This window comes from Clostridium sp., assembly GCF_036643715.1.
Lineage (GTDB): Bacteria > Bacillota > Clostridia > Clostridiales > Clostridiaceae > Clostridium.
The window spans coordinates 91,109-103,550 of record NZ_JAVXRL010000003.1; the positions used below are offsets into that span (position 1 = coordinate 91,109).

The 12,442-nt window shown below is 30.0% G+C and carries 6 protein-coding genes; 4 read left to right on the plus strand and 2 right to left on the minus strand.

The window, feature by feature from the left end; all coding sequences use genetic code 11:
- The first annotated feature begins 1 nt into the window (after position 1).
- The 4 genes from RSF37_RS01990 (at position 2) to RSF37_RS02005 (ending at position 10,276) form a co-directional block, all read left to right on the plus strand.
- Positions 2-619 carry a hypothetical protein gene (locus tag RSF37_RS01990; RefSeq protein ID WP_332562702.1) on the plus strand — a complete coding sequence of 206 codons (618 nt, stop codon included), beginning with the start codon at positions 2-4 and terminating at the stop codon, positions 617-619.
- A gap of 41 nt (positions 620-660) precedes the next feature.
- Positions 661-8,949, plus strand: a complete 8,289-nt coding sequence (locus RSF37_RS01995) for an SPOCS domain-containing protein (protein WP_332562703.1) — start codon at positions 661-663, stop codon at positions 8,947-8,949.
- Positions 8,950-9,064: 115 nt separating this feature from the next.
- Positions 9,065-9,850, plus strand: coding sequence for a hypothetical protein (locus tag RSF37_RS02000; protein ID WP_332562704.1), 786 nt, complete (start codon positions 9,065-9,067; stop codon positions 9,848-9,850).
- A gap of 18 nt (positions 9,851-9,868) precedes the next feature.
- The gene (locus RSF37_RS02005) at positions 9,869-10,276 is read left to right on the plus strand and encodes a hypothetical protein (protein ID WP_332562705.1); all 408 of its coding nucleotides are present in this window, start codon (positions 9,869-9,871) and stop codon (positions 10,274-10,276) included.
- Between the two features lie 59 nt (positions 10,277-10,335).
- Here RSF37_RS02005 and RSF37_RS02010 read toward each other — a convergent pair whose 3' ends face one another.
- Together RSF37_RS02010 and RSF37_RS02015 are read right to left on the minus strand one after the other, a co-directional pair.
- Positions 10,336-11,001: a DUF2628 domain-containing protein gene (locus RSF37_RS02010; protein WP_332562706.1), complete on the minus strand. Its 666-nt coding sequence runs from the start codon at positions 10,999-11,001 to the stop codon at positions 10,336-10,338.
- 130 nt (positions 11,002-11,131) lie between these two features.
- On the minus strand, positions 11,132-12,313 hold the full coding sequence (locus RSF37_RS02015; protein WP_332562707.1) for a cation diffusion facilitator family transporter: 1,182 nt from the start codon (positions 12,311-12,313) through the stop codon (positions 11,132-11,134).
- Positions 12,314-12,442 lie beyond the last annotated feature (129 nt).

A 12,442-nucleotide genomic window follows, 5' to 3' on the forward strand; every position in this document is an offset into this window, starting at 1 on the left:
TATGAAAAATAATTATTCAAATGGTGTTTTAGGTAATTCAATAGATATTCATGTTGATAGATGCGATAATAGTGCAGAAATAAGAGCGGATATAAAGGTTGATGAATTTAATTCTAAGAGAATTTGGGGTCAAGTTTTAAATTGTAATGGGGAGCCAGTCCCAAATAGCTTAGTTAAGTTAGTTAGAGTTGTTTGTCAAGGAAATAGAAAATATTACGAAGGAATAGCTCATACAATAACAGATTGTGAAGGCTTTTATCAATTTGATGTATGCGAGAATTTAGAAAATGAATGTTATAAGATAATAATTAATAAAGCAGTTACAGGTCCAGAAAAAGTTGTAAAGACTAATGGTGGAAATTGTAATGCGTGTGCGTCTGATAATAGAAATCCAAATGGACATGGTAAATATGATCCTTGTAGAAGATATGAGCCAGTAGTTACTAACTATAATCAAAATGATTGTGATTGTAATAATCAAGAATGTGGAGGAGATCATAATCATGGACACAATCATAGTAATAATTGTGGATGCAATGAAGATTATGTTGATGATAGATGTATAAATACACATTGCAAAGATAGTAGATATACAAATTATGCATCTTATACAAGATAAAATATTTCATATTTAATTGAAATAAAGAAAGGAGGGTTTTTATGTCCATTGATTTAAGATACAGTACACAGGCAAAAGGTGCAATTACTTTTACAGGTAATACTATAGGGCTTAGTCAATTAACAAATGCAAATCAGCCAGGAACAGTTGGAAGTATAGGAGCATTTACATCTTTAAATACTAATCTTCAAGTTGGTACATTTCCAGCAGGAACAACATTAAATATTCAAGAAAATGGATCAGCAGCAAATCTTGTTTTGCCTCCTGGAAGCACCGTATTACGTGCAGAATTACTTTGGGGAGGAAATTATGCATATACTTATCAAGATACATCAACAAATCCTGTAACAAATGTCAGTAATAGTATAATTGGACTTTTAAATAATTCTATATTATTTACAACACCGTCAGCTAGTAATATTAGTATCTCACCAGAAATTGGGCAAGAAAGGAGTTTTAATTTTACAAGTGGAGCTTTATCAGGAACAAGAAGTTTTTATGAGAGAAGTACTGATGTAACTCAATATGTACAAGCGGCAGGTTCAGGGATATATACAGTTCAGAGAGTTCCAGGTCTTGTAGAACCAATTACTAATTATACTTCCGCAACAAATCATGCAGGATGGACTTTAGCTGTAATATATACAAGTCCATTATTACCTGAGAGAGGATTATATTTATGGACTGGTGCTGAAATAGTAGCAACATCCAATCCAAATGTTGATATAAATGTTTCTGGATTTGAAACACTTCCAGGTGGTAGTATCGCGGCTAGACTTCTATTAAGTACACAAGAAGGGGATGCAGACCTACAAAATGATAGAGTAAGGTTTGGACCAACTATTGAGAGTCTTGCAACTAATTTATTATCTGGACCTAATAATTTTTCAAATAACTTTTTTGGTTCACAAATTAACAATGATGCTGGAACTTTAAATACTACTGGAACTTTTGGAACTAGAAATCAAAGTTTATCAACTAATACAAATATATCTGGAGGAAGACAGGGCTGGGATATAACAAATATTAATGTATCGCCATACATGGTTAATTCTCAAACAAGTGCAATAATAAGACTTGAAACGTCTCAAGATGCTTATATGGTAAATATGATTGCTCTTTATACAGACATACTAAATCTTGATATTTTTGCAAATAAAACTGTTGATAAAGCTTTAGCAAATATAGGAGATCAATTAACTTATACAATATTTATAAGAAATGATAGTAATGTTCCTATAACTAATGTTTCATTTATAGATTCTATACCAAATGGAACAACTTTCATTCAAGATAGTGTAACAATAGATGGAATAGCTCAAATTGGAGCAAATCCTCAAATTGGGGTACCACTTAACAATTTAATTATAGGTGCTAGTACAACAGTTACATTTAAAGTTAATGTAACTAGTATACCAAATCCAAATCCTATAGGGAATGTTGGGAATGTTAACTTTCAATATGGAGGAGTAGCTCCTGCAACTGAATCTACAAATATAGCAATAACAACAGTAAATACAGCAATTATACAAGCTGTAAAAAGTGTAAATGAAAATTTTGGACAGCCTAATGATGAATTAACTTATAGTACAGTTTTAACTAATATAGGTACAACTAATGCACAAAATGTAGTATTTACAGATAGTGTTCCAGCAGGAACAACATTTGTAGCAAATAGTTTAACTATAAATGGAGTTCAACAAATTGGTGTTAATCCAGCTTCAGGAATTAATATTGGAATAATACCTCCTGGTGGAAGTGTAATAGTAACGTTTAAAGCTAAGATAATAAATTCTATACCAACAACAAATCCAATAATTAATAACAATACAACAACTTATGAATATATAGTAGATCCGACTAAACCAGTAGTAGTTGCACCTCCAACTATTTCAAATAATACTTCAACTCAAGTTAATTCTGCTATTGTTTCAGTAGTTAAATCAGTAGACAAAGCAGTATCAAGTTTTGGGGGAGTTTTAACTTATACTAGTGTTATAAGAAATACTGGTAATGTAAGTGCAACAAATGTAAGGTTTTTAGATTCAATACCAAGTGGAACTACATTTGTAGCAAATAGTGTTTCGATAAATGGTGTTAATCAGCCAGGACTTGATCCAACTGTACCTATTAATGTTGGAACAATAGCTGTTGGAGGAAGTGTTACTGTTTTATTTAATGTAACTGTTAATAATAGTTTACCAGCAGTTAATCCTATTCCGAATATTAGTGGTGCAGCATATCAATATTTAGTTGATCCAGCGGAATCTCCTGTAGATGGTGTAGCTGCAATATCAAATGAAGTTACAACCCAAATAAATGATGTAGTGATAAGTGCTGTTAAAAGTGCAGATAAGCAAGTTGTAGATGCTTTAGAAGATATAACTTATACAGTAGTAGTAAGTAATAATGGTAATATAGTTGCAACAGGCGTCCAATTTGTAGATGTAGCTCCTGTAGGAACAACATTTGTACCAAATAGTGTATTTATTAATGGCATTAATCAACCAACATTTAATACTAACACAGGATTTACATTGCCGAATATAGCTATTGGTGGCTCATTGACTATAACATTTAAAGTTAATGTAAATAATATATTGCCACTTCCGAATATAATTAATAATTTTGCAGTTATAACTCCACCTGGTAAAATACCGGTTAATTCAAATACTGTATCAACAACTATAAAAAGTGCTGTACTTCAAGCAAATAAACAAGTAAATAAACAATTTGCAGATTTTAATGAAGTTATAACTTATACAGTCACTATAACAAATGTAGGAACAACATTAGCAGAGCAATTGATTTTTACAGATACTATACCAGTAGGAACAACATTTGTACCAAATAGTGTCAGAGTAAATAATGTTAGTAAACCACTAGCTAATCCGGGAAGTGGAGTAAGCTTAGATGACTTACCAACAGGAACAGCAGTTATTGTATCTTTTGATGTAATAGTAAATAATGGATTCCCAACACCTAATCCTATACTAAATACTTCAGATGTAGATTATAAATATGAAGTAAATACAGGAGGACCGTTAATTACAGCGCCAACAGTTACTTCAAATGAAGTTTCAACTAGAATTAATAGAGCTATATTAAATCAAGTAAAAACGGTAGATACAGATTTTGTAGATTGGGGCGGTACAATAGAGTACACTGTTGTAATAAGTAATAGCGGGAATGTTTCAGCAAATAATTTAAACTTTGTTGATACTATTCCAGCAGGAACAACCTTTGTAGCAAATAGTGTTAAAGTTAATGGAACGACTCAAATTGGAGCTAATCCAGGTATTGGAGTAGCAATTGCTAGTATAGCAGCTGGTGGCAGTGCAACAGTAACTTTTAAAGTAACTGTAAATAATGCGAATCCACCTAATAATCCTATTTTAAATCAAAGTACAACAACTTATAGTTATTTGGTAAACCCAGCTGGATTACCAGTAAATGCAATACCAAGTCAATCTAATGTGGTTGATACGACGGTGAATCATGCTCAAATTACACTTACAAAATCATCAAGTGATAATGTTGTATTCCTTGGAGATACATTTACGTATACAGTTACTCTTACCAATATAGGAAATGCTACAGCATCAGTTGTTAAGTTAACTGATATAGTACCAGATGGAGCAACCTTTGTAACAGATTCAGTTACAATCGGTGGTGTAGGACAGCCAGGAGAAAATCCAAATACAGGTATAACAATCGGTACAATAGCAGGTGGTGCAAGTGTAATAGTAACATTTGATGTAGATGTAGATGCAACACTTCCTACTATTAATCCTATAGTTAATTTTGCTGAGGCTGATTATGAATATTTAGTTAATCCAGCAAATCCAGCTATTACTGCACCTACTCAAACATCAAATGAAATAGAAGTCTTAGTTTTAGATGCAGGTAATTTTGCAAGTGTTGATGTTACTAAAGCAGTTAATAACCAATTTGTAGAACTTGGAGATTCATTAATATATACATTTACAGTTACAAATAGAAATACATCAACAACAGATGCTTTAAATGTTGTATTAACTGACGTAGTTCCAAATGGAACAACATTTGTACTTGGAACTGTTGAGATTGATGGTACTCCTTATGTAGGTGAAAATCCAAACGTTGGTATAAATATACCAGGTTCTATAGCTATTAATGGAAGCGTTGAAGTTACATTTGAAGTAATAGTTGACAATGAGCTTCCAACACCAAATCCAATCATAAATACAGGTGATGTAACTTATAAGTTTAGAACTAATCCTGGATTAATTCCTATAGATGGTCCTAAAGCTACATCAAATCAAGTAAGTACTTTAGCAAAAGAAGTAAATGTAGACGCAAGGAAAAATGTAAGTGATAATTTTGCTGATTTTGGAACAGAATTAACTTACTCTATAGGAGTTGCAAATTTAGGTACAGCAGAAGCTGTTAATATCGTAGTTACTGATTCAGCACCTAGTGGAACAACTTTTGTAACAGGAAGTGTAACTGTTGGTGGAGTATCACAGCCTGCGGAAAATCCGGCAAGTGGAGTAAATATAGCTTCAATTTCAGCTGGGCAAATAGTTCTTGTAACATTTAGAGTAACTGTAAATAATGGATTCCCAAATCCAAACCCTATTTTAAATAGAGGGAATATTGAGTATGAATATATTATAGATCCAGTAGATCCTGCAATTACCGGTGAGCCTTTTGGAACTAATGAAGTGAGTACTACAGTTAATAGAGCTATAGTGTCAGTAGTTAAAGCAGTTGATAAAGAGTTTGCAAATTTGGGGGAAGAGTTAACTTATACTCTTACTTTAACTAATTCAGGAAATGTTTCTGCAACTGATGTTTTATTACTTGATGATATACCACAAGGAACTACATTTGTAGATGATAGTGTTATTATTAATGGAGTACAATCACCTGGTATAAGTCCTGTAAGTGGTGTACCTGTAGCTTTAATAATCGCTGGTAGTGATGCGGTTATAAGTTTTAAAGTTAAAGTGATTTCTACAGCACTTCCAATACCAAATCCTATAGTAAATCAATCAATAGCTGAGTATAAATATAGAGTTAATCCAAATGCAGCACCAGTAAATGCAGTTGCTGAACCTTCAGATCCTGTTGAGACACAAGTTAATTCTGCTATAGTAACAGCTACAAAAACAGTTGATAAGAACTTTGTAGATTTAGGTGAAGAGTTAACTTACACTATAACTGTAGTTAATGATGGTAATGTTGATACTATATCAACTATTGTTACAGATGTTGTAGCAGAAGGATTATTATTTGTAGAAAATAGTGTAGAGGTAGATGGTATACCACGTCCAAATGTGGATCCAAAAGATGGTATAGATATAGGAGTTTTATCTAATACAACTGTTGAAATTACTTTTAAAGTTGTGGTTAATGATAATAATATACCTGTTCCAAATCCTACTGTAAATGTTGCAGTAGTTGATTATGAATATTTAGTTGATCCAAATGGTGAGCCTGTTAAAGGATCTACTGAATCAGGAGAGGTTGAAGTTAAAGTAAATCATGGTGAAATATCTTCAAGTAAATTAGTTGATAGGCAATTTGTTGGAATAAATGGAAATATAACTTATACAGCTTTATTAACTAACACTGGAAATGTTGATGTTAATAATGTTTTCTTTGTTGATGTTCCACCTAATGGTACAGTTTTTGTTGCAAATAGTGTAATTGTTTCTGGTGTTCCAAGACCAGGTGAAAATCCAGTTTTAGGAATAAATATAGGAACAATAATTCCTGGAAATACAGTTCCTATTATTTTTACTGTAAGAGTAAATGGAGCAGTGCCAAGTCCAAATCCTGTAGTAAATATAAGCAATACAAGTTACAACTATGTTGTTGATGAGGGTAATCCACCGATAATAGTAGAAAATTTACCTTCAAATAGAGCAATAACTACAGTAAATGATGCAACTATAGTATCAACTAAAGATGTTAATAAAGAATTTGCAGATTTTGCTGAGACGTTAACTTATACAATTACTTTAAGAAATACAGGTAATGTCAGCGCAAATAATATTGTGTTTACTGATGTTATACCTGAAGGAACTAACTTTGTTCCAAACAGTGTATTTGTAAATGGAGTTTTAATTCCAGGTGTATCGCCAGGTAATGGGATTAATATAGGAAGTTTAGGAACAACAACACCGACTATCATTACTTTTAAAGTTGCTGTTTTAGATGCATTCCCTGTTCCAAATCCTATTAATAATACAGCAATTACAACATTTGATTTTTTAGTAAATCCAAATGGAGTTCCTGTAAATGGTATTCCGTCAATTACTAATAATGTTGAAACCCAAGTTAATAATGCATTTGTTAGTATAGAAAAGTCAGTAGATAGTATGTATAAAGATTTAGGAGATATAGCAACCTATAGTTTTGTTCTTAAAAATACAGGTAATGTAGAAGCAAATGGAGTTAATTTTGTTGATGTATTGGAAAGTTATCAAACTTTTGTTCCAAATAGTGTTTATATAAATGGTTTATTAGTACCGGGATTAAATCCTAATTCTGGATTTACAATAGGAAATATAGCGCCAGGGGCAGAAGTAACAATAGAGTTTGATGTAGAAATAAAAAGTATACCTCCATCAAACCAAATAAATAATTTTGCAAGTAGCACGTACACTTATTTAGTTGACCCTAAAGGGAAATCTGTAGATGGAAGTTCAAAATCAAATGTAACGGATATACATGTAAGGCATGGAGAAATTTCAAATTCAGATATAGTAAAATTAGCTGATAGAGCTGTAACTACAGAAAATGACATTATAACTTATACAATAGAAGTAACTAACTCTGGTAATGTTCCGGTTAATGATGTTGTAGTTAGTGATGTCCTTCCAGTTGGAGTAAACTTTGTACAAGGTAGTGTAATTGTTGGAGGAGTAAGCAAACCTTCTGTTAATCCAAATGATGGTATTTTAATTGGGACAATAAATGCTGGTGCAACTGTCATAATAATATTTAAAGTAAGGGTAAGAGAAGATGCACCAAGTCAAATAGTGAATACTGCTACAGTAGATTATAGTTATATTGTTGATCCAGAAGAGTCACCAAGGGAAAATAGTTCAATTTCTGATGAGGTTACAGTTAATAATCTTAAAGCAGATTTATCACTTGTGAAAGATTCAAATGTTCATTTTGTAACTGTAGGTGATGAGGTTTTATATAGTATAGTTGCAACAAATAATGGAGAAACTGGTTTAATAAGTGTAATAGTGAAGGATTTACTTGAACCGAATTTAGATTTTGTTGAAGGTAGCGTTAAGGTTAATGGAATAGCAGAATTAACATCTAGTATATTGCTTGGAGTAAATGTTGGTCCTTTAGCTATTGGTGATTCAAAAACAATTACATTTAAGGCAAAAGTTATAAGTAAAGGTGAAAGTGATATTATATTAAATAAATCAACAGGAGTGTTTACTTACAAGTTAACACCTGAAGATCAAATTCGTATTAAAGATACGGAAAGTAATGAAAATGAAATAATAGTTAAAGCTAATGAGCTTCAAGTAACAAAAATAGCTGATAAAACAGAAGCGAGCCTTAATGACATTATTAATTACAGAATTACTATTTTAAATACAGGTGATCTTAAATTATTTAATGTAATATTTAAAGATGAGCTTCCATCAAACTTACAACTTGTAGAAGGATCATTTAAATTAAATAATGTTTTAATAAATGATGTTGATTTAGAGTCTGGTGTGAATATTGGAACTTTAGATGTAGGACAAGGTGCTACTATAGAATATAGTGTTAAAGTAATTAGTGGAACTTGTAGTGGTATAAGTGAAAACAAAGCTTATGCAACGTATAATTATATTTTAGATGATGGAAGGGAAGGTAGTGGTATATCTAATATAGCATTTGTTGATGTTGATATTAATATATCAACATTTAAGCAACTATCAATAAATAAAGAGTTTGAAATTCCAATTGAAAAACCTGATATTGAAGAACTTGATTTTGTTTCAGCGGATGTTGTAATAGAAGATAGTTATACAGTAAAAACTATGATAAGTTCATCAAATGAAGGTCAAATATTAAGTGGATATAAACTTATAATTCATGGGTATGTAAATATAAGTGTTGAATATACTGCTCTTTTAGAAACTCAACCTATACATTCAGCACATTTTAAAATGCCATTTAGCACATTTTTAATATTGCCTATAGATTATGTTCAAGGAACACAAGTCGAAGTCAAAGCTGTTATTGAATCATTAGAACGTGACATGATAAATAAGAGAAATATAATGACTAATATTATGTTGTTATTAGTTGGAACTGTTAAATAAATTTTGGCTAGAGATGCAATTAAGCATCTCTAGCCTTAATATTTAAGTTGTTATTAGCATAATAATAGAAGAGACTAGTTAAAATATAGCAAAATTTTAAATATGGGAGTTTATCATGTTAGAAATAAATGGATTAATAAAAAATAAAAAAATAGATTCAACTAAATTTTCTAAAGCGATATTTAAAATTGAAAATACAGACACGAAAACATATAAAAATTTAACTCTTTCTATATATTTAAATGAAGGTTTGTATATAAAAGATGAAAAGATTTTTATAAATAAAAAGCTTTTAAGTTTTAATAAAAGACTTTCTTTTGATATAAAAGAAATGAATATGAATAGTAGTTTTATATTGGAGTTTGAAATAGGAATTAAAAAAGAATTTAAAGAGAAAAGTTTGGATGTAAGTGTTCAAATAATGGGCTTTAATTCTAAAGGTATGATGATAGTTAAAGATATTGTAGGATATATTAAAAATGAAAATATTAAAGAAAATAATTTAGATATTTTTGGAAATAAATTAAATGTATTTATTCAAAGCAATAAAGATAAAGTTAAAACTGGTGAAGCTATAATATATAAAACAGTAATAATAAATGGATGCAAAGAACCTTCAATTTTTATGTATAAATTAACTAGTTCAAATTCAATTAATTTACTAGATAAATATGTTGTAGATGAAGACAAAGTATGTAAAGATTATGTTACTTTTAAACTAGAACCAAATTGTGGTGTAATTATTAAGAATAAAGGTAAATATTATAATAAAAAAGATATACCATTATGGGTTCAAGGTATATTGCAGTACAAATTCATAAAAAATAATAAAATAGATAATGAGGTTTTTAAATTAAAAACAGAAAAGGTTTATTTAAAGGAAGTTAATGCATTAGAATAATTTGTGTGGGAGAGTTATATGAAAGAGTATTTTGATTATGAAGAATATAGAGATGAATTTGACAAATGTTTTGAATGTGAAAAAAAAGATGTCAATGATAAAAAAATGATTAAATTATTTCAAGGAAGCACAAGAGAAATAGAAGTTTTAGAAGATGACTTTGAAATAAGAGCAGATGTTATTTTAAAGTGTATAGATACTTTAAATATATGGGGAGAAATAAAATTTGATAATTGTAAACCTGTTGCTGGAGCAGTAGTGAAACTTTTGAAAGTTATAGATGATTGTTATGGTGAAGAGTATATTGAAATTTGTAAAACAGTAACAGATAAACGTGGAAGGTATAGATTTGAAATTGATAAAAATGATAGAAATGATAAGTTGAAAATTGTAGCATCAAAAAAAATTGAGGAATGTTTTTATTAAAAAAATCCTAATGGACAGTTATTGTTCATTAGGATTTTTCAGTTTAAATATAAATAATTTTAAAATGAATAAAATAGTGATGACATTGCAGCTGCAAATGTTGTTATAATAATGATTATTACAATAAGCATTATTGCTGCTAGAACAAGAGGTGCAACTATGTTAGTACCACCATTTATAATAAGACGATTATTAAAATCAGCTGGATTTAAATTAGCTGAGAATCTTCTTATGTTGTTTATTTTTTTCATTGAATCCTTTAAGTAAAATAAGTTTCCGTAAACTCCGATACCTATTGAAATAGATAAGCTAACTATAGGTGCAAATACTCCTAAGAATAATGTGTTAAGGAAACTTATTAAGAAAACAATACCGCAAACTTTATACATTTTTCTGTATAACATCCACCATAATCCTAAGAAAAAGGCAGCCCAATTCCAAGAAGCAAAGCTCGGATTAGTTTGGTATTTTTCAAACTTATCTAAATAGTACTCAGTATTTTTTTCACCAACAAATGTAGCAAATTCATCAGCTGTTACCCCATCAGCTGTATTGGCATCTCTGTAAGTGTTTTGATTGTAAGAATTATTTGATGAGAAATCATCAGAATAGTTTTTCGTTGTGTTTAAAGTAGCTGCAGAATCGTCATTTAAGTTAGATTCGCATAAAGGATTAGAACACTTGCCGTCTAAACCCATCTCACTTCCACATCTTTCACAAAACATAAAAGTCCCCCTCTTTTTATATAAATAATATAAAATAAGTATAACATATGAAGAAATAGTAAACAATTAAAAAAATGTAAATATAAAGAAATAAGGAGACTGCAATCAGCCTCCTTTTAATTAACTTATATTAAGTTGTAAAGTCGTGGTCTACTGTTATTACACAATTATATTGTGGGTGAGTTTCTTTTATTGCTGATGAAATTGATTCTTTTAAGTCCTCTTCATTTGTTACCTTAGATAAAGTTTTACTAAAAACAACAACATCAAATATTAAGTTCTTTTGAGTACCTTCACCAACAACTCTAAAATCATGCATTGATTTAATTAAAGGATTATATTTAACTATCTTTAATACTTCATCATAAGCATCTTTTACTTCAGAATTGCTTAAACAAATTGGGTCCATATGGACTGTTAAGTAAATATTTAGCTCCTTTGAGATATCTCTTTCAGCAGTATCTATAATATTATGAATTTGCATAACATCAATATCAGCAGGTATTTCAGCATGGGCAGAAGCCATACATCTACCAGGACCATAGTTATGAACTATTAAGTCATGAACACCTGTAATATGTTTGTAAGATAAAAGCATATCTTCAATACTTTTTACAAGTTCAGGATCTGGAGCTTCACCAAGCAGTGGATTTATTGTTTCCTTTACAAGTGAAAAACCTGAATAAACTATGAAGCAAGCAACTATAAATCCTACATAACCATCGATTGGGAAAGATATAAATTTACTTGCAAGTATTGATAAAACAACGCAACTTGTTGTAAATACATCACCTAAAGCATCAACTCCAGCAGCTTTTAAGGCTGAAGAATTTATTTTTGTCCCAACTGATTTATTAAATATGGCAAGCCATAATTTAAGGAATATTGATATAACAAGTAAAATAAAAGGTATTAACTCAAATTGAACTTGTGATGGATTCATTATTCTATCAAAAGAAGATTTTATAAATTGAAATCCAACTAGCATTACCATGAATGCAACAATAAGACCAGATAAATATTCCATTCTTCCGTGTCCAAATGGATGTTCTTCATCAGGTGGCATATTAGCCATCTTAAAACCAGCAATTGTAATTGCAGATGATGCAACATCAGATAAATTATTAAAAGCATCAGCAGTAACTGCAATACTTGATACGACAATACCTACTGTAAATTTGATTGCAAATAATATAAGATTTACGATTATTCCAATGATTCCACCTAAAAATCCATAAGAATTACGTACATGTCTATCTTTAATATTATCACTATCTTTAACAAAGGTTTTTATTAAAAATTTAGAAAGCATTTCGCATTATCCTCCCATTTAAGTAATATAGTTATTCTATCCTAATAAGAAAAAATTATCAAATTTACTATCGAAAATAAAGTCTATTTATTATTAAAAATATCAAATTATGATATAATTAAGTTTATG

Bases quoted from the DNA above. Each gene is read 5' to 3' on its own strand.
- RSF37_RS01990 (WP_332562702.1), top strand. From the start codon at position 2: ATGAAAAATAATTATTCAAATGGTGTTTTAGGTAATTCAATAGATATT.
- RSF37_RS01995 (WP_332562703.1), top strand. From the start codon at position 661: ATGTCCATTGATTTAAGATACAGTACACAGGCAAAAGGTGCAATTACT.
- RSF37_RS02000 (WP_332562704.1), top strand. From the start codon at position 9,065: ATGTTAGAAATAAATGGATTAATAAAAAATAAAAAAATAGATTCAACT.
- RSF37_RS02005 (WP_332562705.1), top strand. From the start codon at position 9,869: ATGAAAGAGTATTTTGATTATGAAGAATATAGAGATGAATTTGACAAA.
- RSF37_RS02010 (WP_332562706.1), bottom strand. From the start codon at position 11,001: ATGTTTTGTGAAAGATGTGGAAGTGAGATGGGTTTAGACGGCAAGTGT.
- RSF37_RS02015 (WP_332562707.1), bottom strand. From the start codon at position 12,313: ATGCTTTCTAAATTTTTAATAAAAACCTTTGTTAAAGATAGTGATAAT.